The organism is Streptomyces sp. NPDC007157, assembly GCF_040634235.1.
GTDB lineage: Bacteria > Actinomycetota > Actinomycetes > Streptomycetales > Streptomycetaceae > Streptomyces.
Genome location: NZ_JBEYFE010000002.1, coordinates 165,742 through 190,587, shown reverse-complemented (window position 1 = coordinate 190,587; position 24,846 = coordinate 165,742). Strand labels below are relative to the sequence as shown.

At 71.8% G+C, this 24,846-nt stretch carries 22 protein-coding genes; 10 read left to right on the top strand and 12 right to left on the bottom strand.

Features of this window, described 5'->3' with window-relative positions; all coding sequences use genetic code 11:
* Nucleotides 1–87: 87 nt before the first annotated feature.
* Entirely contained in the window at nt 88–285 is a 198-nt protein-coding gene (locus ABZ642_RS03790; RefSeq protein ID WP_360476560.1) for a hypothetical protein, read from the top strand.
* Entirely contained in the window at nt 282–1,451 is a 1,170-nt protein-coding gene (locus tag ABZ642_RS03785) for a serpin family protein (RefSeq protein ID WP_360476557.1), read from the top strand. The genes ABZ642_RS03790 and ABZ642_RS03785 overlap by 4 nt, the downstream gene beginning before the upstream one ends.
* A 121-nt stretch (nt 1,452–1,572) precedes the next feature.
* Here ABZ642_RS03785 and ABZ642_RS03780 read toward each other — a convergent pair whose 3' ends face one another.
* The 6 genes from ABZ642_RS03780 to ABZ642_RS03755 form a co-directional block, all read right to left on the bottom strand.
* The gene (locus ABZ642_RS03780; protein WP_360476554.1) at nt 1,573–2,400 is read right to left on the bottom strand and encodes an oxidoreductase; all 828 of its coding nucleotides are present in this window, start codon (nt 2,398–2,400) and stop codon (nt 1,573–1,575) included.
* Nucleotides 2,401–2,492: 92 nt separating this feature from the next.
* Nucleotides 2,493–5,477, bottom strand: coding sequence for a glycoside hydrolase family 2 TIM barrel-domain containing protein (locus tag ABZ642_RS03775; RefSeq protein ID WP_360476552.1), 2,985 nt, complete (start codon nt 5,475–5,477; stop codon nt 2,493–2,495).
* Nucleotides 5,478–5,515: 38 nt separating this feature from the next.
* Entirely contained in the window at nt 5,516–8,242 is a 2,727-nt protein-coding gene (locus ABZ642_RS03770; RefSeq protein ID WP_360476549.1) for an alpha-mannosidase, read from the bottom strand.
* A gap of 23 nt (nt 8,243–8,265) precedes the next feature.
* On the bottom strand, nt 8,266–9,072 hold the full coding sequence (locus tag ABZ642_RS03765; RefSeq protein ID WP_360477581.1) for a carbohydrate ABC transporter permease: 807 nt from the start codon (nt 9,070–9,072) through the stop codon (nt 8,266–8,268).
* Between the two features lie 50 nt (nt 9,073–9,122).
* Nucleotides 9,123–10,070, bottom strand: coding sequence for a sugar ABC transporter permease (locus ABZ642_RS03760; RefSeq protein ID WP_360476546.1), 948 nt, complete (start codon nt 10,068–10,070; stop codon nt 9,123–9,125).
* A gap of 7 nt (nt 10,071–10,077) precedes the next feature.
* Nucleotides 10,078–11,421, bottom strand: a complete 1,344-nt coding sequence (locus ABZ642_RS03755) for an ABC transporter substrate-binding protein (RefSeq protein WP_360476543.1) — start codon at nt 11,419–11,421, stop codon at nt 10,078–10,080.
* A gap of 248 nt (nt 11,422–11,669) precedes the next feature.
* Between ABZ642_RS03755 and ABZ642_RS03750 the strand changes: the two genes are divergently transcribed.
* Entirely contained in the window at nt 11,670–12,671 is a 1,002-nt protein-coding gene (locus ABZ642_RS03750) for a LacI family DNA-binding transcriptional regulator (protein ID WP_360476540.1), read from the top strand.
* Between the two features lie 39 nt (nt 12,672–12,710).
* Here the strand turns inward: ABZ642_RS03750 and ABZ642_RS03745 are convergent, their stop codons facing one another.
* On the bottom strand, nt 12,711–13,991 hold the full coding sequence (locus tag ABZ642_RS03745; protein ID WP_360476537.1) for a hypothetical protein: 1,281 nt from the start codon (nt 13,989–13,991) through the stop codon (nt 12,711–12,713).
* Nucleotides 13,988–15,157, bottom strand: coding sequence for a ThiF family adenylyltransferase (locus ABZ642_RS03740; RefSeq protein ID WP_360476534.1), 1,170 nt, complete (start codon nt 15,155–15,157; stop codon nt 13,988–13,990). The genes ABZ642_RS03745 and ABZ642_RS03740 overlap by 4 nt, the downstream gene beginning before the upstream one ends.
* A 219-nt stretch (nt 15,158–15,376) precedes the next feature.
* Between ABZ642_RS03740 and ABZ642_RS03735 the strand changes: the two genes are divergently transcribed.
* On the top strand, nt 15,377–16,771 hold the full coding sequence (locus ABZ642_RS03735) for a M14 family zinc carboxypeptidase (protein ID WP_360476531.1): 1,395 nt from the start codon (nt 15,377–15,379) through the stop codon (nt 16,769–16,771).
* Between the two features lie 137 nt (nt 16,772–16,908).
* On the opposite strand, the gene ychF is transcribed toward ABZ642_RS03735, so the two are convergent.
* A complete protein-coding gene (gene ychF, locus ABZ642_RS03730) occupies nt 16,909–17,997 on the bottom strand; it encodes a redox-regulated ATPase YchF (RefSeq protein ID WP_360476528.1) in 1,089 nt (362 codons plus the stop codon).
* Between the two features lie 196 nt (nt 17,998–18,193).
* Between ychF and ABZ642_RS03725 the strand changes: the two genes are divergently transcribed.
* Nucleotides 18,194–18,730, top strand: a complete 537-nt coding sequence (locus tag ABZ642_RS03725) for a DUF6542 domain-containing protein (RefSeq protein WP_360476524.1) — start codon at nt 18,194–18,196, stop codon at nt 18,728–18,730.
* Nucleotides 18,731–18,805: 75 nt separating this feature from the next.
* Here ABZ642_RS03725 and ppgK read toward each other — a convergent pair whose 3' ends face one another.
* Nucleotides 18,806–19,555, bottom strand: coding sequence for a polyphosphate--glucose phosphotransferase (ppgK, locus tag ABZ642_RS03720; RefSeq protein ID WP_360476521.1), 750 nt, complete (start codon nt 19,553–19,555; stop codon nt 18,806–18,808).
* A gap of 75 nt (nt 19,556–19,630) precedes the next feature.
* The gene (locus tag ABZ642_RS03715; RefSeq protein WP_360476518.1) at nt 19,631–20,644 is read right to left on the bottom strand and encodes a 4-hydroxy-3-methylbut-2-enyl diphosphate reductase; all 1,014 of its coding nucleotides are present in this window, start codon (nt 20,642–20,644) and stop codon (nt 19,631–19,633) included.
* A gap of 38 nt (nt 20,645–20,682) precedes the next feature.
* On the opposite strand from ABZ642_RS03715, the gene ABZ642_RS03710 reads away from it, so the two are divergent.
* The 4 genes from ABZ642_RS03710 to ABZ642_RS03695 all read left to right on the top strand — a co-directional run bounded on the left by ABZ642_RS03710 (nt 20,683) and on the right by ABZ642_RS03695 (nt 23,087).
* Nucleotides 20,683–20,811, top strand: a complete 129-nt coding sequence (locus tag ABZ642_RS03710) for a hypothetical protein (protein WP_360476515.1) — start codon at nt 20,683–20,685, stop codon at nt 20,809–20,811.
* Nucleotides 20,812–20,845: 34 nt separating this feature from the next.
* Nucleotides 20,846–22,054: an exodeoxyribonuclease VII large subunit gene (gene xseA, locus ABZ642_RS03705; RefSeq protein ID WP_360476512.1), complete on the top strand. Its 1,209-nt coding sequence runs from the start codon at nt 20,846–20,848 to the stop codon at nt 22,052–22,054.
* 36 nt (nt 22,055–22,090) lie between these two features.
* Nucleotides 22,091–22,330 (top strand): exodeoxyribonuclease VII small subunit, encoded by a 240-nt coding sequence (locus ABZ642_RS03700; protein ID WP_360476509.1) that lies wholly within the window; start codon nt 22,091–22,093, stop codon nt 22,328–22,330.
* A gap of 166 nt (nt 22,331–22,496) precedes the next feature.
* Nucleotides 22,497–23,087 (top strand): malonic semialdehyde reductase, encoded by a 591-nt coding sequence (locus ABZ642_RS03695; protein ID WP_360476506.1) that lies wholly within the window; start codon nt 22,497–22,499, stop codon nt 23,085–23,087.
* Nucleotides 23,088–23,161: 74 nt separating this feature from the next.
* Here ABZ642_RS03695 and ABZ642_RS03690 read toward each other — a convergent pair whose 3' ends face one another.
* Nucleotides 23,162–23,686: a DUF4245 domain-containing protein gene (locus ABZ642_RS03690; protein ID WP_360476503.1), complete on the bottom strand. Its 525-nt coding sequence runs from the start codon at nt 23,684–23,686 to the stop codon at nt 23,162–23,164.
* A gap of 125 nt (nt 23,687–23,811) precedes the next feature.
* Here ABZ642_RS03690 and glpX point away from each other — a divergent pair, with 125 nt between their 5' ends.
* Nucleotides 23,812–24,846 carry a class II fructose-bisphosphatase gene (gene glpX / locus ABZ642_RS03685; RefSeq protein WP_360476500.1) on the top strand — a complete coding sequence of 345 codons (1,035 nt, stop codon included), beginning with the start codon at nt 23,812–23,814 and terminating at the stop codon, nt 24,844–24,846.

Below are 24,846 nucleotides of genomic sequence, written 5' to 3'. Positions count from 1 at the left end.
GTGAAACGGACGGCTGAACTGACGTACGACTGCGCGCATCGTAAGCGCGCCGTGAACGGGGGCGGAATGAGGGTGGGGAGAGCGGTCGTGCGCGCGGTGAACGCGCTGACCACCCGCTGGGCGACCGCCGCGGAGGACGGCACGGTGTTCTCGGGGACCGACGCCCGCTTCGACCGTCCCTTCGGCTTCCCCGCCCCGCGCCGGCCTTCCCGGCTCGTCGTTGCGGCGGGCTGGGTCACGGACCCCCTGCCCTTGCCCGAGTACTTCTGGGAGGACGACGAATGAACGACACCGTCAGCGCCGTCAACGCGCTCACCGCACGCTGGGCACAGCGGACCAGACAGGGCACGGTCTTCTCGGCCGCCGGCGTCTGGCCGCTGCTGGCCCTCCTCGCCGACGGCGCCGCCGGCCGCGCCCGGGACGAACTGACCCAGGCCGTGGGCGTGCAAGCGGATCAAGCGGCCGCAGGTGCGCGGGAGTTACTCGGCGGGTTCGACTCGACGCACGGTGTCGGAGCGGCCCTGGGACTGTGGACCGACCGTGCGCTGGAGCTGCGCGAGCAGTGGGCGGCGGGGCTGCCCGCCGGCGCGCACGGGGTGCTCGGCGCCGACCCCGCGGCCTCCCAGGAGGCGCTGGACGCCTGGGCGGCCAAGCGCACCGAGGGGCTGGTCGGGCGGATGCCGGTCAAGCTGACCGAGGGCGCCCGGATGGTGCTGGCGACCGCGCTGGCCCTGCACACGGACTGGCGGCAGCCGTTCCGGGAGACCGTGCTGCGGCCCGGCTCCGGGCCCTGGCAGGGCCGTACGCTGGCCGGTCTGCACCGCAGCAGCGTGCGGACGGACCGGATCGGGGTGACCGCGGGCCCGGACGGGCACGTCACCACGGTCAAGGTGCTGGGCGGCAACGCCCTCGACGTCCATCTGCTGCTCGGCGAGGAGGGAATGGCGCCCGGGCAGGTGCTGCACACCGGCATCGGCGTCCTGGAACGCGCCCTGCCGGTGACCACCGGCGGTCAGCTCCCCTACGGGCAAGCGGGTCCCGGGGTGACCGTGGAGCGGCTGCCGTCGGCCACCCCGGACCCCGTGCGGCTGGATGTGACGACCGTCGGCTTCGAGGTGCGCGCCGACCACGATCTGCTGCAACTGCACGGTCTGTTCGGGCTCTCCACGGCCGCCGACGCCCGCGAGGGGCACTTCCCCGGCATCAGCGACGCGCCACTGGCCATCGGGGCGGCCGGGCAGTCCGCGGTCGCGGAGTTCGGCCCGCTGGGTTTCCGGGCCGCCGCGGTGACGGCCGTGCTGGCGGCGCCGGGCGGCGGGCCGCCGCAGTACCGGCACGAGTCGACGGTCGTCCGGGCCACCTTCGACCGCCCGTTCGGCTTCCTCGCCGTGCACCGCGACACCCGCCTGGTCCTGGCGGCGGGCTGGGTCACGGAGCCGGCGGCGGGCTGAGCGGCGCGCCCCGAAGGGACGCGGGGCTGTATTGAATTCGCGGCTACCGCCGGGTGGGCGCGACAAGCCCGGCGGTGCCGCGGCCGGACGACCGCCCGTCACGGCGCCTCACAGCGAGCGCTCAGTCGAAGTCGGTCGCCCGGGTGCGCTTCTCCCAGGCGGCGATGTCCCCCCGCACGGCGTCCCGTTGGGCCAGTACGGCGGTCACCGCGTCGTCACCCAGGGGCAGGTGCAGCGGGGTCTCCTCGGCGGCCAGGGCGGCCAGGATCAGGGCGGCCGCCTTGGCCGGGTCGCCTGGCTGGGTGCCGTGGCCGCCCTCGACTGCGGCACGGGTCTCGGCGACCTTCGGGTACACCCCGGTGTCGGGGCTGGCCCCGGCCCGGCCGGCGTCGAAGATGGCGGTGCGGAAGGCGCCCGGTTCCACGATCAGCACCTTGATCCCGAACTCCCGCACCTCGTCGGCGAGCCCCTCGGACATGCCCTCCAGCGCGAACTTCGTGCCGCTGTAGGCCGAGAAGCCCGCGAAGGACATCTGGCCGCCCATGCTGCTCATCTGCACGATCGCGCCCGAGCGCTGTCTCCGCAGCTGCGGCAGGACCGCCCGGACCAGCGCGGCCGGGCCGAACACATGCAGGTCGAACAGGTCGCGCAGTTCGGCGTCGGTGGTCTCCTCGAAGGCGCCGACATGGGTACGGCCGGCGTTGTTGACGAGGACGTCGATCCGTCCGTGCCGGGCCACGACGTCCCGTACGGCGGGCTCGATCGCGGCGATGTCCGTGACGTCCAGACGTACCGGGTCCAGCCGCCCCGGGTGGGCGGCGGCCAGATCGTCCAGTGTCCCGGGGCGCCGGGCCGCCCCGACGACGGTGTCACCCGCGGCGAGCGCGGCCTCGGCGAGCGCCCGTCCCAAGCCGCTGCTCGCCCCGGTGATGAGCCAGATCCTGGTCATGTCCCGTCTCCCTGCTGTCCGCGGTCGGTCCAGCCGACCACCCTCGCCACGAAGGGGGTTCGCGTCCAACGGGTTTCCGGGACGGGTTCACCTCACCGGCGTACGCCCTGGGTGATGCGCAGCCGGATCGTGCGTGCCTCGGGGCGCAGCGCGAACTCGGGCCACACGTCCGGTCCGCAGGCCCGGGAGCCGAGTCCGTGCTGGGCCGCGTCGATGATCAGGTGGCTGGTGGTGGACTCCGGGAGTTCGAAGGGGTGGGCGGCCCGGGCGAGCTGCTGGGGGGTGTGGCGGGCCAGGGTGAAGCCGGGGCGCCGTCCCTGGGTGTCGGGGAGCGCCGTGAGGTGCAGTACCTCGGTGCCGGCGCTGGTCAGGGTGAGGTGGCGGAGCCGGGAGCGGTGGCCGGTCTCCTGGGGGCGGGCGTAGCCGGCCGCGAGGTCCTGGACGGCGGCGGAGAAGCGGCCGGTGCGGGCCGCGCGGAGGCTGTCGGGGTAGGACTCGCGCGGGCCCAGACCGAACCAGTCGGCGCCGTCCACCGGGGCGCTCCCGTCGGGCAGTTCGAAGCGCACCCCGATCCGCGGCCACACCGTCGTCCAGCCGCGCGAGGGCTCGATGTCCACGCGCAGTTCCAGCTCGCCGTCCTGGACGGACCACACGGTCTCCACGGTCACCGACAGCGCGGAGTGCGCGGCGGAGACCCGGTCGACGGTGCGCAGGGCGTCCGTGGCCTCTTCCACGGTGACCCGCCGTGCGGTGAGGCGGTCGAGTCCGTCCCGGCGCCACAGGTCGGCGCTGGACACGTCGGCGGCGCTGGCGTCGCTGCCCTCCAGCCGGTCGGAGGTGCCCTCGTCGTTGTCGGTCGGGGCACGGAACAGTTCCAGCCGCGGGCCGGTCACCGGCCGTCCGGCGAGGCGGGTGAGGGATCCGCCGGCGAACTCGGCGATGCCGAGGGTGAGCGTGCCCGCGGCCGGCCGCCAGCCGGTCCGGCGCCGGACGGCGGGCACCGGGCGAGGTGTCGAGCAGTCCAGCTGGGCGGTCGCGATCTCGTGCCCCTCGGGTGCCCAGGCCGTCTGCGCCGCCAGTACCGCCTCGACCGTCAGCCAGGTCTCGGTGTCCGGGGCGACCGGGACCGGCGGCAGCGGCACCCGCCCCGACGCGCCCGCCGCCACCGCCGGGACCTTCAGGTCCCCGGACGCCACCTGGGTGCCGTCGTGCTCGACGCGCCAGCGGAAACGCAGGTCGGAGGTGTCGGCGGAGTGCCGCAGGTTGGTGATCGTGAGCTGGTCGCCGTCGAAGGCGAAGCGGATCGGCTGCACCACGGCCTTGAACTCGTGGAGGCCGGGCGTCGGCACGTCGTCGCTCAGCACCATGCCGTCCATGACGAAGTTGCCGTCGTGCACGACCTCGCCGAAGTCGCCGCCGTAGGCGTAGTAGGGCGTCCCGTCGGAGGTCCTGGCCAGGATGCCGTGGTCGCGCCACTCCCAGACGAAGCCGCCGTGCAGCCGGGGGTGCCGGTGGACCAGTTCCTCGTACTGGTCGAGGGCGCCGGGTCCGTTGCCCATCGCGTGGGCGTACTCGCACAGCAGGAACGGCCTGGTGCGCTGCCGGGCGCCCTGGGCGGGGGTGCAGCCCAGCAGCGGGGCGCTGGAGCCGTCCGTGCCGATCTGCTCGGTCTCCGTGACGGTCGCGTACATCCGCGAGTAGACGTCGGTGTACTCGCCGGTGTAGTCGCCCTCGTAGTGCACGGGACGCTCGGGGTCACGGGCGTGCACCCAGGCCGACATGGCGGCGAGGTTGGCGCCGGTCCCGGCCTCGTTGCCGAGCGACCACAGCACGACGCCGGGGTGGTTCTTGTCGCGCTCGACGGTGCGCTCGATGCGGTCGAGGCAGGCCGCGCGCCAGGCCGGGTCGTCGGTCGGGTTGCCGGTCCAGCCGGCCTTGTCGAAGCCGTGGGTCTCCAGGTCGCATTCGAGGACGACCCAGAAGCCGAGTTCGTCGGCGAGGTCGAGCAGCCGGGGGTGCGGCGGGTAGTGGCTGGTGCGGATGGCGTTCACGTTGAACCGCTTCATCCGGGCCAGGTCCTCGCGGGCGTGCGCCTCGTCGAAGACCCGGCCGCGCTCGGGGTGGGCCTCGTGCCGGTTCATGCCGTGGAAGACCACCCGGCGGCCGTTGACCAGGAAGCGGTCACCGCGTATCTCGACGGTGCGGAAGCCCACCCGCAGGGCTATGGTCTCGGCGGCCGACGACACGGTGACGTCGTACAGCCGGGGCTCCTCGGCCGACCACGGCTGCACGCCCGGGACGTCGAGGGGCGTCACGTCGGCCGCCGTCTCCCAGACCCGCTCGACACCGAGTTCGGGGATGCGCAGGGTGACGGGGAAGGCGGCGGCGTCGGCGGTGATCTCGGGGTCGATCCGGCCGTGTCCGTCGGCGTAGCCGGGGCGCAGCCAGACGTCCTCGACGCCGCCGGCCGGGCGGGCGAGCAGGGTGACGTCCCGGAAGATGCCGGGCAGCCACCACTGGTCCTGGTCCTCCAGGTAGCTGGCCGCCGACCACTGGTGCACCCGGACGGCGACGACGTTGTCACCGGCGCGGACCGCGGACGTCACGTCGAACTCGTGGGCCAGCCGGCTGCCGCTCGCGCTGCCGATCTCGACGCCGTTCACCCACACCTTGAACAGCGACTCCACCCCGTCGAAGCGCAGCAGCACCCGCTCGGCGTCCGGCCAGCCGTCGGGGAGCGCGAAGTGGCGGCGGTAGTCGCCGGTGGGGTTCTCGTCGGGGACGTGCGGCGGGTCGATCGGGAACGGGAACTGGATGTTGGTGTAGATCGGCCGGCCGTAGGCGCCGTCGCCCTCCAGCACCCAGTGCGCGGGCACCGGGATGCCGTCCCAGCCCTGGTCGTCGAAGTCCTCGGCCGCGAACTCCTCGGCGACGGCAGCCGTCGGCGACAGCCTGAAGCGCCAGTTTCCGTTCAGTGAGAGGGCGGGGGCGTCGGAGTGCAGCCACGAGCGGGCCGGGCGCAGGGCGCCACGCCACGGGGCGGTGTCCGATACGTACGCGGAGTGCTCGGAGGGCAAGAGTTCACAACTTTCTGGGTCTCGGGGGGTGTTGGCGGCTAGCGCAGGACGACGGTGCGGATCTCCCAGGGGCCGAGGAGGAGTTCGAGGCCGTCCCCGGTCACCGGCTCCGCGGCGATCGGCCGGCCGAGCAGGTCGACGGTCGTGGCCTCGGTGAAGGCGCCGGTCACCCGGACGGCCGTCGCGGTGTCGCGCAGGGCGGCCAGCCGGACCTCGGTGCCGGGCCCGTGCCCGGGGTCGGTGACCCGGCGGATGCTCGACACCTGGACGTCCCGGCCGTCGACCCGCACCCCCGTCGCGTCCGGGGGCAGCGGGGCGCCGCCGGTCGCGGTCCCGCGGGCGACCAGGACGTCGGCCCGGAACTCCTCGGCGAGCGCGACCGCGTCCGCGCCCTGCCAGCCGCTCGCCCAGGGCAGCACGGCGAACCGGTTCTCGATGCGCATGCCCAGGTCCTGCGCGCCGGGGACGGGGATCTCGCTCGCCGCGGGTTCGTCGCGCAGGGGGTGGAGGTTGACGCTGATCGAGCCGATGGCGCGCAGCAGGGTGAGGGCGAGGGCGGAGCCGTCGTCGACGAGTTCGTACTCGGCGGAGTGGTCGAGCAGGACGGTGGCCGGGCCCGCCGACACGAAGGAGCTCGCGGGGAAGGTCGGCAGGGGGTACTCGCCCCAGCCGCCCTCGGCGGTCAGTCCGCGCTCGGTGACGGCGAACTGCCCGGCCGACGCGGAGGTGGTGACGGGTTCGGGCAGCGGCACGTGGAAGCGCAGCCGGTGGTCGGCGCTCTGGTTGAGGAACGCGGTGGAGATCCGGACGAACGGCTCGCCCGCGCGAACCTCCACCACCATGTCCACGGGGGTCGCGACGGTACGGCCGTCGCGCCGGTCCCGGTCGCCGTCGGCGAGCGCGGCCGGCCAGTCGTAGACGCGGGTGACGCGCAGCCTGGCCCGCAGCGGGCCCCGGTCGAGGAGTTCGACACCGACCCGGGCCGGGTCGAAGACGAGGGCGTCGTGCGCCGGCGGGGCGTAGTTGTAGCTGTCGCCCCGGTCGCCCCCGTCGACCAGGCGGCCGACTCCGGACAGGACGGTGCCGTCGGGTCCGGTCACCTCCAGGGTGCCGTCGGCGGCCACCGTGACCTCGACCAGGCCGTTGGAGAGGCGCTCGGGTGTCGCCGTCACCGGCTGTGCCGCCAAGGCGGTGGGCCGGTCGGCCGGCTCGACCCGGAAGGCGGCCAGTCCGCCGGCCGGGACGGGCACGGACACCAGCGCGGTGGCCCGGGCCTGGGCCAGGGTCCGCACCCGCCACTCCCCCGGGTGCGCGGCCGCGGCGGCGGCCACCTCACCGCGCAGGGTCATCAGGTCGAAGGGTCCGGCCGGTGCCTCGGCGAGGTGGAAGACCAGGGAGTTCGGGGTGAGTTCGTAGCGGTCGATGAGCAGGCCGAACAGCTCGCGGCGGTGGATACGGCGCAGCACGCGTTCGAGCTGCGAGGCGTCGAGCCGCTCGTCGCTGAGGACGGTGGGTGCCTCGGAGACCAGCTGGACGGGGTGCGCCGAGCCGTCGGCGGTGGTCGCGACCAGCGTGCGCCCTTCCGGCGCGGCCACGACGTCCACCTCGACCAGTGCGGTACGGGGTACGGGCAGCGGGTTGGCGACCAGGTGGCCGTCGCTCGGGACCAGGGCGGCGGGCTCGGCGAGGGCCGCGTCCCGGACCGCGCGGGCGGTCTGCGTGGCCTCGGCGAGGCGGGCGGCGACCTGGTCACAGGTCTCGTCGGTGCCGGAGCCGACCACCGAGTCATGGGCGGTCGACTCGATGATCTTGTGCCAGGCGAGGGCGAGGAAGTGCGACTCGTCGCGCCGGGACCACAGGGCGTTCATCCGCTCGGCGTGGTCGACGGTCCGCTCGGCGAGGGCCATCCGCTGCTTGAGCCCGAGCCGCACGGACAGCACGCCCGGCAGGATGTTGCCCCGGACGTGGCTGCGCAGTTCACCGGTGACGACGGCGGTCACCTCGTCCCGCACGTGCTTGCGGAGGTACTCGTCGAGCGTGCCGACGGTGATCGGCCGCTGCTCGCCGGAGGCCCGCCGCAGCCAGTCCCCCAGCTTCGGGTCGGGCGCGTTGTGGTCGGTGCCGGCCATGGCGAGGAGCGGGTCGCCGCCCCAGCGCCCGGCGGTCAGCTCGGCGTACTCGGCGAGCGCCTGCCGGATCCGGTCCGGCACCAGCAGGACGTCGAGTCCGTTGTCGTACCCGTCGAAGAGGAACTCGGTGCGGACCTCGGAGCCGTCGGGGGCGCGCCAGCGGAAGGCGTGGCCGTCGACCGAGCCGGGCACCCCGCGCCACAGGGCGGCGTGCTCGATGCCGGCGCGGGCCAGGATCTGCGGCATCTGCGCGACATGGCCGAACATGTCCGGGAGGTAGCCGATGGGCATGGCCCCGCCGAGGCGCTCCGCGGCCGCCCACCCCATCTGGAGGTTGCGGACGATGGTCTCGCCGGAGCAGAGGAACTCGTCGAGCAGGATCAGCCAGGGTCCGACGGCCAGCCGGCCCTCGCGGACCAGGGCGGCGACCCGGTCGCGGTTCTCCGGGCGCATCTCCAGGTAGTCCTCGACCGCGGCCATCTGCCCGTCGACGGTGAACCGGAAGTCCGGGTCGGCGTCGGCGGTAGCCAGCACGGTGTCCAGGGCGGTGACGAGGCGGTGCCGGAACACCTGGAACGGCTCGTACCACTCCCGGTCCCAGTGGAAGTGGGGCACGAAGACGGCTGAGTCGGGCATGACGGGGGGCACCTTCCGGGTGGTCACTTGAGGGAACCGGCGGCGAGACCGGTCCGCCAGAAGCGCTGGAGCAGGATGAACACGATGATCACGGGCACGATCGACACCAGCGAGCCGGTGATGATGGACTGCTGCAGCAGGGGAGCCCGGGCGGTCTGGCCGTTCCACTCGTACAGGCCGAGCGTGATCGGGAAGAGGGACTCCTTCTGCAGCATCACCATCGGCAGGAAGAAGTTGTTCCAGATGGCCACGAACTGGAACAGGAAGATGGTCACCAGGGCCGGTGTCATCAGCCGGAACCCCACCGAGAAGAAGGTGCGGAACTCGCCCGCGCCGTCCAGCCGCGCCGACTCGATCAGCTCCTGCGGGACCGCCGCGTTGGTGAAGATCCGCGCCAGGTAGACGCCGAAGGGGCTGACGATGCTCGGCAGGAACACCGCGAAGTAGGTGTTGACCAGCCCGGTCGCCGAGAACAGCAGGAACAGCGGCAGGGCGAGCGCGGTGGTGGGCACCAGGACGCCGCCGAGGATGACGGAGAACAGGAACTCCCGGCCGCGGAACCGGAACTTGGCGAGGGCGTAGCCGCACAGCGCGGAGATCAGGGTGCCGACGGCCGCGCCCAGCACCGCGTAGATGACGGTGTTGAGGATCCAGCGGCCGAAGATGCCGTCGCTGCGGGTGAACAGGACGTGCAGGTTGTCGAACAGGTTGAAGTGCGAGAACGCCAGCCCGTTGGTGGAGGCGAGGTCGCCCTGCGGCTTGGTCGACGCGACGACCAGGAAGTAGACCGGCAGCAGGAAGTACACGGCCAGCAGCAGCATCAGGCCCATGGCGGCGGTACGGCTGACGCGGCTCTCTTTGCTCACGGAGGGGTGGTTGCTCACAGTCCGGCCTTCTTCGAGGTCAGTCGCATGAACCCGAAGCTCAAGACGAAGGTGATGACGGCGATGACGACGGAGATGGCCGCAGCCTGCTGGTAGTTGTTCCCGGAGGCCACCGTGTAGGCGAGCATGTTCGGGGTGAACGTGCTGGAGATGTTCGAGGAGATCTGCCGCAGCACGGCCGGCTCGGCGTACAGCTGGAGCGTGCCGATGATCGAGAACACCGTGGTCAGCACGATCGACGGGGCGATGATCGGGACCTTGATCCGCCAGGCGATCGTCCAGTTGGAGGCGCCGTCGATCTTCGCGGCCTCGTAGAGCTCCTGCGGGATCGACTGGAGCGCCGAGAACATGATCAGCATGTTGTAGCCGGTCCACAGCCAGGTGGAGACGTTCGCGGCCGACCAGAGCACGGCACCCGGGCCCAGGAAGTCGGGGTGCAGCCCGACGCCGTTCAGCAGGTCGACGACGGGGCTGAGCTGCGGCGAGTAGAGGTACGACCACATGATCGCGGCGATCACACCGGGCACCGCGTACGGCATGAACGCGGTGATCCGGAAGAACGCCTTGGCCTTCAGCAGCGGGGTGTCCAGGAGCAGCGAGATGGTCAGCGCGACGAACAGCATGACCGGCACCTGCACGATGCCGAACAGGCCGATCCGGCCGATGCTGGACCAGAACTCGGTGTTCTGGAACACCTGGACGTACTGGTCGAAGCCACCGAAGGTCGTGTAGGAGCTGCCGTACTGCCCTCCGCTGCGGCGCACCACGCGGAAGCTCTGCCAGAGCGCGTAGCAGACCGGCACCAGGTAGAAGAGCAGGAACGGCAGGAAGAACGGGGTGACGAAGGCGGCGATGGTGCCCAGCCGGGGGCCGCCGCCGTCGAGACGACGACGGCCCCCGGTCGGCAGCACCGCGCTGGTCGGGCGGGGCGCGATGTCGGTCATACGGCGGTCACTTGCCCGCCTCGGCCGGAATGGCCTGGTCCTTCATCGACTTCAGCGCGGAGGCCTGGGCGGCCGCGAGCGCGTCGGTGAGGGTGCCGTCGCCGGCCGCGGCCTTGGCCATCGCGTCCTGGAGCGCCAGGTTCACCGTCTTCTGGGTGGGGCCCCAGCTGAAGCTGGTGTCGATCTTCTTGGACGAGTCGGCGAAGACGTCGAAGATCTTCTCGTTGTTGTAGTACGGCACGCCCTTGGAGAGCGCGGGCAGCTTCAGCCCGGCGTCGGCCGCCGGGTAGAGGCCGCCCAGTTCGTTCTCCAGCGCCAGCGCCTGCGGGTCGGAGTTCAGCCAGGTGTTGAACTCGACAGACTCGTAGAGGTGCTTGCTGCCCTTCATGAACGCGACGGTGGAGCCGCCCCAGTCACCGGAGGAGCCGTTGGCGCCCCAGGTCGGCATCGGGACGATCGACCACTTGCCCGACTGCTTGGGCAGGTTGTCGCGGAACATGCTGTAGCCCCAGGCGGCGCCGACGTAGCTGGCGATCTGGTCCTTCTGGTACGCCGCGTACATCTGCGTCGACCCGTTGGCGAGGTCGGTGCGCACCAGCTTCCCGGAGATCAGCTTCTGCCAGTAGTCCGCGACCTGCTTGCTCTGCGCCGACTCGACGCTGACCTGCCACTTGTCACCGGAGTAGCCGTACATGTGGGCGTCGTTCTGCCAGAGGAGCCCGTTGAACCACTCGGCGTTGTTCGGGTCGAAGAACGTGATGTCGAGGTTGGGATCCGCCTTGTGCAGCTTCTCGGCGGCCGTCGCGTACTCGTCCCAGGTCGTGGGGATGGCAACGTTGTACTTCTTGAAGATGTCGGTACGCACGAACAGGGCCATCGGGCCGGTGTCCTGCGGGAGGGCGAACACCCCGGTGTTGCCGAAGCTGGTCTGCGACCAGGTCCAGGGCACGAACTTCGACTTGGCCGCGGTGGCCGCCTTGCAGGCGGAGGCGTCCACGAAGGCGTTCTGGGTGCGCAGGTTGGGCAGTTCGTCGTAACCGACCTGGGCCAGGTCCGGCGCCTTGCCCGCCTTGAGGGCGTTGCCGAGGGTGCCGTACTGGTCGTTGGAGATGTTCTTGGTCTCGACCTGGACGTCGGGGTGCTGCTTGTTCCACAGGGCGACGACCTTGTCCATGCCCGGGACCGTGTTCCAGTACTGGAGGGTGACCTTGCCCTTCGCGGGCGCGCAGGACGAGGCGGACGACGCCTTGTCCGACGAACCGGACGAGGAACACCCGGCGAGTACGACGATGCCCGCGGTGGCGGCCGCGACCGCGGCGGCGAGGCGGGTGCGTGTGACTGTGCTGCTCATATCTTCCGTTCCAGAGAACGCCTGCCGAGGGTCGGCAGGCGGGTCGACGTTGACACCTGGAGGCGGATGCCTTCTGGTTGGAATCAGGTTCCGTGAGCGGTAACGTGAGCGCTCACGGGAGCGGTAACGGGAAGTTGATTGGGAGTGTGAGCTTCGGTCCGCCGGAGTGTCAAGGCTCAGAACATCGGACCCGGCATACTCGGTGTCCCTGCGACGCGGTCGCGTCGGCAATTGCACGGAGGTGAGAGATGGCGCCGTCGGGGACCGGACCCCGCAGGGTGACGATCGACGATGTGGCCGAGGCCGCGGGCGTGTCCCGGCAGACCGTGTCACGCGCGCTCAACGACAAGGGCGAGATCGGCGTCTCCACCAAGCAGCGCGTCCTGGACGCCGCCCTCGAGCTGGGCTACCGGCCGAGCCGGTTCGCCCGGGGGCTGGTCCGGCAGGACACGATCAGCGTCGGACTGGTGATCCCCGACCTGCTCAACCCGTTCTTCACCGAGGTCGCCGCCGCCGCGCTGGACGCGGCCCGGGGCCGTGGCTGGCACGTCGTGGTGTACGACACCGGCGACCGCGTCGAGGAGGAGCAGGGCACCCTGGAGGTGATCGCCGCGCAGGTGGACGCCGTGGTGGGCTATCTGAGCCTGCCGGAGGACGAGATCGCGCGGCTCACCCGCGGGCTGCCCGTCGTCCTCATCGACCGGAAGCGCCCCACCGAGCGGTTCAGTTCGATCCGGATCGACGGCGAGGCGGGGGTGCACGCCGCGATACGCCACCTGATAGGGGCCGGACACCGGCACATCGGCATGCTGGACCACGCGGAGCGCTCCGAGCCGAGCGTCCGGCACGAGTGGTTCGACACCGCGATGTCCGCGTGCGCGCTGGACTCCGGTTCGGTGGCCCGCGCCGACCAGAGCGTGGACGGCGGGGAGCGCGCGCTCCAGGAACTCCTGGCCCGGTACCCGCACCTGACCGCCGTGTTCACGTTCAACGACATCATCGCCTTCGGAGCGTTGCGCGCCGCCCGCCGGCTCGGCCGCCAGGTCCCCAAGGATCTCGCCGTGCTGGGCTTCGACGGCCTCGGCCTGGGCACCCTCGTCGAGCCGGCGCTGACCACGGTGGCCCTGGACACCCGCCGCCTCGGCGCGCTCGCCGTCGAACAGACGGCCAGACTCCTGACCGGAGCCGGCCCGCTGCGCCCCGACGAACTGACGGTGGGGACGGAACTGCGGCTGCGCGAGTCGGCGTAGCCGGCGTAGCCGGCGGGTGCCGGGTTGCCGGCGCCGCGCTCAGGACCTTCCGGCGGACCGACGGGCGCGGCGGGCGCGCCAGCGGGTGACCAGCCACAGGACGTTGACCCCGCCCAGCGTGACCAGCACGGCCGCCGAGTCGGCGTTGCGCGCGAGGCCGTGGTCCGGGCCCAGTCCGCGGGCCGCGCGGACCAGCAGGGTGAGATCGGCGGGAAGGGTGACGGCGGCCATGAACGCCAGGCAGGCCACCGTGCCGGCCACGAGGACACAGCTGTAGAGCCGGACGGCGCGGCGCTCGTGCGGCGGGAGCCGGGTGCTCGGGTCACCGGTCGCGGCGGGGTGGGGCGCATCGGAGTGGGACGGGCCGGAGCGGGGCGCACCGGGGTGGAGGGCGCGCAGCAGCCGGCGGAATCGGTAGCGGGCGTAGGCCAGACCGTCGCCGTACAGGTTCCGGCAGCCGGTGACGTCCTGGAGGACGAAGTAGAGGTCCGTGCGCGTGAACACCATGCACTGGAAGGGCAGCGGCAGCAGGGCCAGCAGCAGGGCCGCGGCCAGCACCCGGTGGACCGTCGTCCCGGTGTCCGTCAGGGCGAGGACCAGCACCAGGCCCGAGGCGACGGACAGGTTGAGGGCGATACCGGCCAGGTAGGCCGTCAGCCGGTGGCGGCGGGGCGCGAGCTCGATGCCGCTGATGTCGGTCTGCATGACGAGGAACTGCAGCCGGGTGCCCAGCCGCATCCGCCCCGGCACACCCGCGGCCCGGGCGGTGACCAGATGCGCCAGCTCGTGGGCGAACAGCAGCGCCCACCCGGCCGCCGCCCCGGTGAGCAGGACCAGGCTGCCGTGCGGGCTCCACAGCAGGTCGCGGTAGCCGGGGACCAGGTCGGGACGGCGGACCAGGACGGCGACGGCGGCCGTCAGCAGTACCGCGACGAGCACCGCGAGTGCCGGGTGCAGGGCGAGCCGGACGGCGCGGGGCCGCAGCCAGGGCAGTGATGCGCGCGGCGGCACGGCGTCCGGAACCGGGCAGTCCCCGATCCGCGCCACGAACCCCAGGGCGGCCAGGTCCCGGACGAAGTCCGTGATGTCGAGTTCCTCGCCGGTCTCCTCGCGCAGCGCTTCCGCCGTGCGGGCCACGCTCAGTCCCTGGCCGAGGAGTTCCACCGCCCGGGCCCCGGCCGCGGGCAGGGCGACGAAGGTCCGGGTGGCCATGCGGCCCACGATCCACTCGTCCCGGTCCCGCCGTGTCCCGAGGTCGTGCAGCAGGACCCGGGTCGACGGCTCGATCCGGAGCCGGTCCATCGCCGCCGTCTCCGTCACGCGAGTTCCCCGGCCGGCCGGGCCGCGCGGGCCGCGCCGCAGGCGGGGCAGTCGGGGCGGCGCTCGGAGCGCTGCATGACGGGGTCGCCGGGCAGCATGAGGTTGAGGCCGAACCGGCATCCGGGGTCGACCGGCGGGATCCCGCACAGCAGCATCAGCGCGGCATGGGCCAGCAGGCTGCCGGACAGGCCCGCGGTCACCGCGTTGACCGGGTTCCACGGCATCCGGGGTGAGGCGACCTCCTCGTCCTGGCCGGGCGCGAGCCGCAGATCGCGCCGCTCGATCTCGGCGCTGCGCAGACACTCCCAGCACGCGCCCCGGCCGGGCGCGAACACCCCGACGCTCACCAGCGGGCCCCGGTACCCGGCCTCGGCCCACGACGTGCCGGTGGCCAGACAGACCTGGTTGGCCCACCTGCGGATCGCCGCGGGGCGGTCGGCGGCCAGCAGCAGCACGTCGTAGCCCGCGCCGCCGGAGCCCGCGGTCAGCAGCTCTTCGAGGTCCGTCGGCCCGAGCACCTCCCGGCGTTCGCCCGTGACCGTCGTGTCCGAGTTCAGGGCGTGCAGTGCCGCCAGCGCCGCGTCGATCTTCGGCGTGCCGAGGTCGCGCTCGCCGAAGAGGGTCTGCCGGTTGAGGTTGGACAGTTCGACGACGTCCGGTTCGACGCAGTGCAGCCGGCCCACCCCGGAGGCCACCAGGTCCCGCGCGGCGGCCCCGCCGGTACCGCCGACGCCGACCAGCAGCACCCGGGCCCGGCGCAGCCGCAGCTGCGGCTCCCAGGCGCTCTCCCGGGGCCGGAGGTCCATCCAGCGCAGCAGGGTCATACCCCTGCCGTACCGCTCTCGTTCCCGCTCGGACAGCTCCGCCGGCGGCGCGACGCCGGCGTCCTCCACGTACCCGGCCAGGGTCAGGTCCGTGATCGCCTGGGCGATGTCCGGATCCGGCAGCCGCAGTCCCGGGTGGCGGCGGGACACCTCGGCGACGATGTCCACGGCGCTGCGGGTGCCGTCCATGGTCTCGACCAGCGTCCACACCCAGCCGTCGGGATCCGTGACCTCGGCACCGATGCCGTGCACGACACTCCCGATCCGCACATGGCCGTCGACGGTCCGGTAGGCCCGGTGTTCCGGCTTGATCCGAGGCCGCCGCATCGCGGGTACCGTCATTTTCGCGCCAATCTCCTGAGCCTCAACTCACGGGTGGACCAAGGACGTTGACAAGGGTTGCCGGTGCGGCGAACTCTGGCAAGAGCACGTCAATCACTGCACGCCACCGCCACCACCGGGAGGACACGGCATGCCGAACAAGATCGAGATCCGGCCGCTGGACAAGAAGGAGACCACCGGCGACAGCGGTGGCAACGGCGGCAGCTGACCCAGACGCCGATGCCTGACCGTTACCTCACGGTCGCGGAAGTCACCGACTCGGCGAGGCGGCTGGTCTCCCGGTTCCCCGGGACCGGTCGGCTGCGCCGGATCGGCACGTCCCGGGCCGGCCGCCCGCTCCTGATGCTGTCCGTGGGACACGGGCCGCACCACGTCCTGGTGGTCGCCCGGCCGCACCCCGACGAGCCGGTCGGCGGCACGACCGCGATCGCCCTGGCGGAGCAGGTGGCGCGCGCCCTGACGGAACGAGGGACGCGCGCCCCGGCGGGGCGGGGGCCGAGCGCTCCGGCGGGGCGGGGGCCGAGTGCCCCCGTGGCGCAGGGACCGCGCGGCGACCTGCCGGCCGCGGCGACCGACCCGTTGCTCGTCACCTGGGACATCGTCCTGTGCCTGGACCCGGACGGGGCCGCGCTGAGCCAGGGCATCGAAGAGGCGACGGCCAAGGCCGGCCACACCCTGGCCGACTACTACCGTGCCGCCTACCGCCCGGTCGCGGCGGAACAGCCGGAGTGGGCACCCATCGAGTCCCGGGAACTCCCCGAGAGCCAGGCCCTGTTCGACGTCATCGACGAACTGCGGCCGGTCCTCCAGTGCTCCCTGCACAGCGTCGAAGCGGGCGGCACCTGGGTCCAGTTGACCCGCACTCTCCCCCGACTCGCCACACCGTTCGAGAAGTCGGCCGCGACGCTCGGCATCCCGCTCCAGCGCGGCACGTTCGACGCCCTGTACTGGGAGAACCCCGGCCCCGGCGTCTACGTCCTGCCGCCGCCGGAGAGCACGGCCCGGCTGGCGGCCGGATCCGAGAACATCGGCTTGTCCACCTGGTGCGCACCCGGGCGGTACGGCGGGGTCACGGCGATCGTCGAAGTACCGCTGTGGGCGACCGACCTGGCCGACGACCCGTCCCCGCGCCCGGACGCCGGTGCCGTCCTGCGCGACCTCGCCGGGCTGGTACGGGACGGCGGACGCCAGGTGACCGCCGTCCTCGACAAGGCGCGCCCCTTTCTGCCGACGGCCCGGGACAACGCGCCCAGACGCGTCCTGGAGTGGATGGCCGACGGCCTCTACGACCTGGTCGCCGACTCCTGGGAACCACTCGCCCGGCAGGCCGCCGCCGGTCCGCCGGGGCTGACCACGGCCCAGGTCTGCGCGCTGGACATCGTGGCCCGCCGCCAGCCACTGCGCGCCGCGGGCCTGCTGCTACGACTGCTCGAGGCGGCGGACGACCCCGCCGCGCCGGGGCTGCACCGCGACCTGGACCACCTCTTCACCACCTGGTGCACGGACTTCGAGAAGACCCTGCGACTACGCCGGGTATCCGTGCGCCGGCAGGTGGCCCACCAGACCCGCACGGTCCTGGCGGCAGCCGACAGCACACTGACCGCCCTCGCCTGACCACCCTCCACCGGCTACCCGGCCGGCGCGTCCCTGCCAGCCCCGCGCGGGAACTACGGAAGGGCCGAGTCCACGAAGAGGGCTCGGCCCGGATCCACACGTCGAATCAACCGCGATGACGTACAGTAACGCGCCGGTCACACGTTGAACCGGAACTCCACCACATCGCCGTCCTGCATGATGTAGTCCTTGCCCTCCATGCGGGCCTTGCCCTTGGCGCGGGCCTCGGTCACCGAGCCGGTCTCCACCAGGTCGTCGAAGGAGATGACCTCGGCCTTGATGAAGCCCTTCTGGAAGTCGGTGTGGATGACGCCGGCCGCCTCGGGGGCCGTGGCGCCCTTCTTGATGGTCCAGGCGCGGGATTCCTTGGGGCCGGCCGTGAGGTAGGTCTGGAGGCCGAGCGTGTTGAAGCCGACACGGGCCAGGGTGGCGAGGCCGGGCTCCTCGGCGCCCACCGACTCCAGCAGCTCCAGGGCGTCCTCCTCGTCGAGCTCCGCGAGGTCCGCCTCCAGCTTGGCGTTGAGGAAGATCGCCTCGGCCGGGGCGACCAGGGCGCGCTGCTCGGCCTTGAAGGTGTCGTCGGTCAGCTCGTCCTCGTCGACGTTGAAGACGTAGAGGAAGGGCTTGGTGGTGAGGAGGTGCAGGTCGTGGAGGAGCTCGGCGCGGGCCGAGCCCTGGAGGATGCCCTGGGAGAACAGGGTGTCGCCCTTCTCCAGGATCTCCTTGGCCTCCTCGACGGCCTTGACCTTGGGCGCCACGTCCTTCTTGATCCGCGACTCCTTCTGGAGGCGCGGCAGGACCTTCTCGATCGTCTGCAGGTCGGCGAGGATCAGCTCGGTGTTGATCGTCTCGATGTCGTCCTTCGGCGAGACCTTGCCGTCGACGTGCACGACGTTCTCGTCCTTGAAGGCACGGATGACCTGGCAGATCGCGTCGGACTCACGGATGTTCGCGAGGAACTTGTTGCCCAGGCCCTCACCCTCGGAGGCGCCGCGCACGATGCCCGCGATGTCGACGAAGTCGACCGTCGCCGGGAGGATCCGCTGCGAGGAGAAGATCTCGGACAGCTTGACCAGACGGGCGTCGGGGACGCCGACCACGCCCACGTTGGGCTCGATCGTGGCGAACGGGTAGTTGGCCGCGAGCACGTCGTTCTTGGTCAGGGCGTTGAACAGGGTCGACTTGCCGACATTGGGCAGGCCGACGATTCCGATCGTGAGCGACACGTTGCGACTTCCCGTAGTGAGTGGGTGAGTGAGCCGGAGGCTGCCAGTGCCGGCGGGCCGGCCGATCCACCAGTTTACGGGGTTCGGGGGCCCGGACCGGCGGCCGCGTCGAACACCTGGACAAGGTCCGCTCTTCGGCTTGGTTTCGGCGTGTCTGGGTCGCGATTCGGCACATTAACCGACCTAGGTTGGTCCGGTGGAGCATCACAGGACCCGTCCCCGACAGCACGGACAGCGCCGTGAAGCCCCCCGACCGCCCCTGCCGCCGCAGGCCGGACGGCGGCCGGCGACGGCCGAGCGCCGGCCGGCCCCGGGCGGGGCCCGTACGGCGGCGGCCGGACCCCGGCGGCCGTCGCCCGGCCCACGGCTCACCGGACTCGGCGGAGGCCTGTTCTGCGGGACCGCGATGTTCCTGCTCGGCTTCCTGGACGACCTGCTGTTCGGGGCGTCGCTGACGGCGTACGGCGTGCTGTCCCTGCCGGTGTGCGCGCTGACCGCGCTGTGGGTGCGCGGGAGCGATCTGCTGACCGCCCCCGTCGTCTTCCCGATCGCCTTCGCCGCCGGCCTGCTGACCGTCGCCGACGACGGCGGCGGCGGCTTCCTGGGCGGTGTGATGGGCCTGGTGACGGCCCTGTCCACGCAGGCCGGCTGGCTCTACGGCGGCACGCTGGTCGCCGCGGTGATCGTCATCGTCCGCCGGATCCGGCTGATCCGGCACCGGCGCGGAGGCTGACCCCCCGGCGGATCCGGCACCGGCGCGGAGGCTGACCCCCGGCTGCTCCCCGCCGCCTGCTGCTGCCTGCCCCGGCTACTTCGCGTGGTGCGCCGCGCGCATCGCCGCGCCCACGATCCCCGCGTTGTTCTGCAGCTGGGCCGGCACGATCTCGGCCCTGATGCCCTCGATGAGGGGCAGGAACTTGTCGGCCTTGCGGCTCACCCCGCCGCCGATGATGAACAGCTCCGGGGTGAACAGCATCTCGACATGGGCGAGGTACTTGGTGACCCGGTGCGCCCATTGCTCCCAGTTGAGGCCGTTGTCCTCCTTGGCCTTGCTGGAGGCCTTCTTCTCGGCGTCGTGGCCGTCCAGCTCCAGGTGGCCCAGCTCGGTGTTGGGGACCAGCTCGCCGTCGGTGAACAGGGCGCTGCCGATGCCGGTGCCGAAGGTGAGCAGGATGACCACACCCTTGCGGTCCCGGCCGGCGCCGAACTGCATCTCGGCCACGCCCGCCGCGTCCGCGTCGTTGACCACGGTCACCGGAAGGCCGCCGAGCCGGTCGCTGAACAGCGTGCGTGCGTCGGTGTCGATCCAGCTCTTGTCGACGTTCGCCGCCGTACGGATATGAGTGCCGTCGCTGATCACTCCGGGGAAGGTGAGCCCGACCGGGCCGGTCCACCCGAAGTGGTCGATGACCTGCTTGACCCCGTCGGCGACGCTGTCGGGCGTCGCCGGATGCGGGGTGAGCACCTTGCAGCGCTCCTGGGCCAGGTCGCCCTTGTCCAGGTCCACAGGAGCGCCCTTGATCCCGGAACCACCGATGTCCACGCCGAAGATCTGCATGGCTCCACGTTACGTGGTACGACTGACAGTCACGACGCCGGAGGTCCCCCGGTCACACCGTCGTACGAGCGCCGCTCACGCCTCGGTGCCGCTGCCGCCGCGCTCGGCGACCAGGGCGGCCGCCTCTTCGCGCAGGTCGCGACGGAGTTCCTTGGGCAGCGAGAAGGTGATGGACTCCTCCGCCGCCTTGACGATCTCCACATCGCCGTAGCCGCGCTCGGCGAGCCAGTCCAGGACCTCCTCGACCAGCACCTCCGGGACGGAGGCGCCGGAGGTGACGCCGACCGTGGTCACGCCGTCCAGCCAGGCCTCGTCGATCTCGCTGGCGAAGTCGACCAGGTAGGCCGCGCGGGAGCCGGCCAGCTTGGCGACCTCCACGAGCCGCTTGGAGTTGGAGGAGTTGCGGGAGCCGACCACGATGACCAGCTCGGCCTCGGCGCCCATCTGCTTCACGGCGAGCTGACGGTTCTGGGTGGCGTAGCAGATGTCGTCGCTCGGCGGGGAGATCAGCTGCGGGAACTTCTCCTTCAGCGCGTCGACCGTCTCCATGGTCTCGTCGACGGAGAGCGTGGTCTGGGAGAGCCAGACGACCTTGGACTCGTCGCGGACCTCGACCTTGGCCACGTCCGCCGGGCCGTCGACGAGCTGGATGTGGTCGGGGGCCTCGCCGGAGGTGCCGATGACCTCCTCGTGGCCCTCGTGGCCGATGAGGAGGATGTCGTAGTCCTCGCCCGCGAAGCGGACGGCTTCCTTGTGGACCTTGGTGACGAGCGGGCAGGTCGCGTCGATGGAGGCGAGGCGGCCGCGCTGGGCCTCCTCGTGGACGACGGGGGCGACGCCGTGCGCGGAGAACATCACGATGTTCCCCGGCGGGACCTCCTCGGTCCGCTCGACGAAGACCGCGCCCTTCCGCTCCAGGGTCTGGACGACGTACTTGTTGTGGACGATCTCGTGGCGGACATAGATCGGGGCCCCGTACTGTTCCAGGGCCTTCTCGACGGCGATCACGGCGCGGTCCACACCCGCGCAGTAGCCACGGGGGGCGGCGAGCAGGACACGGCGGCCAGGCGAAGCAGTCATGGCACCCATCGTAAGGCCGCGTTCAGGGGGCCTGAGATCGCGTCCCGGTGACGGTTCCGGGGAACCCGACGCCCCTGGACGCCACGTCGGACGGCGCGGTGGCCCTCGTCCATGTCGACGCCACGGTCGCGATGGCGTTCATCGGGTTCACCGCGTTCGGGCGGGCCGCGGGGTGACGGGCCTGTCAGTCGGCGCCGTTACTCTCGGCGCATGGCTTTGAACACGTCTGTCGAAGCGCCTGTGCCGGTCGGCGAGGTGTCCCGGTTGATCGGTGGGTGGATCGACCGGCTCGGTGCCGTGTGGGTCGAGGGGCAGATCACCCAGCTCTCCCGGCGGCCGGGCGCGGGGGTGGTGTTCCTGACGCTGCGGGATCCGTCGTACGACATCTCGATCGGCGTCACCTGCTACCGGCAGGTGTTCGACGCCGTCGCAGATGTCGTGGGTGAGGGCGCCCGGGTCGTCGTCCACGCGAAGCCGGAGTGGTACGCGCCGCGTGGGCAGCTGTCGTTGCGGGCGGCCGAGATAAGGCCGGTCGGGGTCGGGGAGCTGCTGGCGCGGCTGGAGGCGCTCAAGAAGGCGCTGGCCGCCGAGGGGCTGTTCGCCGCCGAGCGGAAGAAGCCGCTGCCGTTCCTGCCGCAGCTGATCGGGCTGGTGTGCGGGCGGGCCTCGGCCGCCGAGCGGGATGTCCTGGAGAACGCCCGGCACCGGTGGCCCGCGGTGCGGTTCGAGGTGCGGAACGTGCCGGTGCAGGGCGTCCACGCCGTGCCGCAGGTCGTGCAGGCGGTGAAGGAGCTCGACGCGATGCGGGACGTCGACGTGATCATCGTGGCTCGCGGCGGTGGCAGCGTGGAGGATCTGCTGCCGTTCTCCGACGAGCAGCTGGTGCGGGCCGTCGCCGAGTGCCGTACGCCCGTCGTGTCCGCCATCGGGCACGAGCCCGACAACCCGCTGCTCGACTTTGTCGCCGACCTGCGCGCCTCCACCCCCACCGACGCCGCGAAGAAGGTGGTGCCGGACGTCGGCGAGGAGCTGGAGCGGGTGCGGATGCTGCGGGACCGGGCCCGGCGGTGTGTCGACGGGCTGGTGGGGCGGGAGGAGCGGGGGCTGGCGCACGCGCTGGCGCGGCCCGTCATGGAGGATCCGCACCGGATGGTCGACGAGCGGGCCGATCATGTCGTCTCGCTGGTGGACCGTTCACGGCGCACTCTCGGGCATCTGCTCGACCGCGCCGACTCCGAGCTGACGCACACCCATGCGCGCGTGGTGGCCCTCTCCCCCGCCGCCACGCTGAAGCGCGGTTACGCCGTGCTGCAGAAGGACGACGGTCATGTGGTGCGCGACCCGGGGGACGTCGAGCCGGGAGAGGCGTTGCGGGCGCGGGTCTCCGAGGGCGAGTTCACGGTGCGGGTGGACGGCTGACGCCGTGTCGTACCCGTCGATGAGAAAGGTCAGTGCATGAGCAGCAGGACGGAAGAGGCCGCCCTCTCGTACGAGCAGGCGCGGGACGAGCTGATCGAGACCGTGCGGCGGCTGGAGGCCGGCGGGACGAGCCTTGAGGAGTCCCTCGCGCTCTGGGAGCGCGGCGAGGAGCTGGCCAGGGTGTGCCGGCGGTGGCTTGAGGGGGCGCGGGCCCGGCTGGACGCCGCACTGGCCGAGGAGGAGGAAGGGGAGGACGGAGACGCGGCGGAGGAGTGAGCGCAGGAGTGAGCGGGGTGGTGTGATCGGGCGGTTGCTGTGAGGCGGATCACCACGCCCCCGCCTTTGTTGAAGCTTGAACCTTCCCGGCGTATGGTCGTGCCGTCAGCCTATCCGGACCGCGGTCCGGATTCCATGGATCGCGATCTCCAGGAAGTTCGAAACCATGTCTCTTGTTCTTGACCCCGCCGCCCAGGACCTGCTGTTCCGCGAGGCCCGGACCGCCAACACCTTCACCGACGAGCCGGTCTCCGACGAGCAGGTCCAGGCCATCTACGACCTGGTCAAGTACGGCCCGACCTCCATGAACCAGTCGCCGCTGCGCATCACCCTGGTCCGCTCCCCCGAGGCCCGCGAGCGCCTCGTGCAGCACCTCGCCGAGGGCAACCAGAAGAAGACCGCCGCCGCCCCGCTGGTCGCGATCCTCTCCGCGGACAACGAGTTCCACGAGGAGCTCCCGAACCTGTTCCCGCACTTCCCGCAGGCCAAGGACGCCGTCTTCGGCGAGCGTTCGGTCCGCGAGGGCAACGCCGCGCTGAACGCCGCCCTCCAGGCCGCGTACTTCATCATCGGCATCCGCGCCGCCGGTCTCGCCGCCGGCCCGATGACCGGTCTCGACTTCGCGGGCGTCCAGAAGGAGTTCCTGGACGACGACCACACCCCGTTCGTCGTCATCAACATCGGCAAGCCGGGCCCGGACGCCTGGTTCCCGCGCTCCCCGCGCCTGGCGTACGACGACGTCGTCACGACCGTCTGAGCCACCCCGCACACGCACGTGAGAGGCCCCCGGCAATGGCGCCGGGGGCCTCTCACGTCAGTACCGGGGGCGGGTCACGACATCTTCAGGGCCGCGGCCATCTTCGTCAGCTGGGTGAAGGAGGCCGTGCCGGCCACCACCGTCGTGGAGCCCGGGGTGTTCTCCAGCACCAGCGCGTCGTAGCGGCCGCCCGTGTAGTGCGTCCAGGTGCGGTCGCCGATCTTCTCGGTCGTCTTCGTGGCCGACGCGCCCTGGCTCGCGTCGGTGATGAAGTCCGTGGGCTTCTGAGTCGACTGCTCGATCTGGACGTACTGACCGTCGGGGGTCTGGTAGCCGAGGTGCCAGCGGTCGCCGGCCTCGCCCTGGAAGCGGACCGAGGTGGCCTTCCAGGCGCTGGGCAGGCCCTCCGGCGCGGCCACCGGGTAGGTCGCCGCGCGCCGAGCCGTCAGCAGCTCGACCCGGTAGTCGACCCGCTGGATGTCGGGAGCGTGATCGTCGTGCGGGACGAGCAGGTAGATGAAGCCCGCCGCGAGGCCGATCAGGGCCAGGGAGAGGATCATGTCCCGGACCGTCTTCTGCTTGCCGTTCGTGCCTGCCACGTCCCCTATCGTCGCAGGTGCCCGCTGCGCTCATCCGTGGGGTCCCCTGCTCATTTTGTCAGCCTGGCGATAGAGTCGACAGGAACCCTCATCCGGCCGTCGTCGTATCAGAAAGGTGCGCTCCGATGACCGAGCATCATCACTTGCCGTCCGAACTCGATGTCCCCTCCGAGGCCCCCGACCGCAACCTCGCCCTGGAACTCGTCCGGGTGACCGAAGCCGCCGCGATGGCCGCCGGTCGCTGGGTGGGCCGCGGCGACAAGAACGGCGCCGACGGCGCCGCCGTGCGCGCGATGCGGACCCTCGTCTCCACCGTCTCGATGAACGGCGTGGTCGTCATCGGAGAGGGCGAGAAGGACGAGGCCCCGATGCTCTTCAACGGAGAGCGCATCGGTGACGGGACCGGTCCCGAGGTCGACATCGCCGTCGACCCGATCGACGGGACCACCCTGACCGCCAAAGGCATGCCCAACGCGATCGCCGTGCTGGCCGCGGCCGAACGCGGTGCCATGTTCGACCCGTCCGCCGTCTTCTACATGGACAAACTGGTCACCGGCCCGGAGGCGGCGGACTTCGTCGACATCAACGCGCCGGTCGCCGTCAACATCCGGCGCGTCGCCAAGGCGAAGCGGGCCACGCCGGAGGACGTGACAGTCGTCATCCTCGACCGGCCGCGGCACGAAGGGATCATCAAGGAGATCCGCGAGGCCGGTGCCCGCATCAAACTGATCTCCGACGGTGACGTCGCCGGCTCGATCTACGCGCTGCGCGAGGGCACCGGTGTCGACATGCTGCTCGGCATCGGCGGTACGCCCGAGGGCATCATCTCGGCGTGCGCCGTGAAGTGCCTGGGCGGGACCCTCCAGGGCAAGCTGTGGCCCAAGGACGACGAGGAGCGACAGCGGGCCATCGACGCCGGGCACGACCTGGACCGGGTACTGACCACCGAGGACCTGGTGACCGGGGAGAACGTGTTCTTCGTCGCCACCGGGATCACCGACGGTGAGCTGCTGCGCGGGGTGCGGTACCGGTCGGAGACCGCGCTGACCGAGTCCATCGTGATGCGGTCGAAGTCGGGGACGGTGCGGCGGATCGACTCCGAGCATCGGCTGCGCAAGCTGCGGGCGTACAGCGCGGTCGATTTCGACCGGGCCAAGTAA

What these genes read in the sequence shown, in the direction of transcription:
- ABZ642_RS03785 (WP_360476557.1), top strand. Translation starts at nt 282, where the DNA reads ATGAACGACACCGTCAGCGCCGTCAACGCGCTCACCGCACGCTGGGCA.
- ABZ642_RS03780 (WP_360476554.1), bottom strand. Translation starts at nt 2,400, where the DNA reads ATGACCAGGATCTGGCTCATCACCGGGGCGAGCAGCGGCTTGGGACGG.
- ABZ642_RS03770 (WP_360476549.1), bottom strand. Translation starts at nt 8,242, where the DNA reads ATGCCCGACTCAGCCGTCTTCGTGCCCCACTTCCACTGGGACCGGGAG.
- ABZ642_RS03765 (WP_360477581.1), bottom strand. Translation starts at nt 9,072, where the DNA reads ATGGGCCTGATGCTGCTGCTGGCCGTGTACTTCCTGCTGCCGGTCTAC.
- ABZ642_RS03760 (WP_360476546.1), bottom strand. Translation starts at nt 10,070, where the DNA reads ATGACCGACATCGCGCCCCGCCCGACCAGCGCGGTGCTGCCGACCGGG.
- ABZ642_RS03755 (WP_360476543.1), bottom strand. Translation starts at nt 11,421, where the DNA reads ATGAGCAGCACAGTCACACGCACCCGCCTCGCCGCCGCGGTCGCGGCC.
- ABZ642_RS03750 (WP_360476540.1), top strand. Translation starts at nt 11,670, where the DNA reads ATGGCGCCGTCGGGGACCGGACCCCGCAGGGTGACGATCGACGATGTG.
- ABZ642_RS03740 (WP_360476534.1), bottom strand. Translation starts at nt 15,157, where the DNA reads ATGACGGTACCCGCGATGCGGCGGCCTCGGATCAAGCCGGAACACCGG.
- ABZ642_RS03735 (WP_360476531.1), top strand. Translation starts at nt 15,377, where the DNA reads ATGCCTGACCGTTACCTCACGGTCGCGGAAGTCACCGACTCGGCGAGG.
- ppgK (WP_360476521.1), bottom strand. Translation starts at nt 19,555, where the DNA reads ATGCAGATCTTCGGCGTGGACATCGGTGGTTCCGGGATCAAGGGCGCT.
- ABZ642_RS03715 (WP_360476518.1), bottom strand. Translation starts at nt 20,644, where the DNA reads ATGGGTGCCATGACTGCTTCGCCTGGCCGCCGTGTCCTGCTCGCCGCC.
- xseA (WP_360476512.1), top strand. Translation starts at nt 20,846, where the DNA reads ATGGCTTTGAACACGTCTGTCGAAGCGCCTGTGCCGGTCGGCGAGGTG.
- ABZ642_RS03700 (WP_360476509.1), top strand. Translation starts at nt 22,091, where the DNA reads ATGAGCAGCAGGACGGAAGAGGCCGCCCTCTCGTACGAGCAGGCGCGG.
- ABZ642_RS03695 (WP_360476506.1), top strand. Translation starts at nt 22,497, where the DNA reads ATGTCTCTTGTTCTTGACCCCGCCGCCCAGGACCTGCTGTTCCGCGAG.
- glpX (WP_360476500.1), top strand. Translation starts at nt 23,812, where the DNA reads ATGACCGAGCATCATCACTTGCCGTCCGAACTCGATGTCCCCTCCGAG.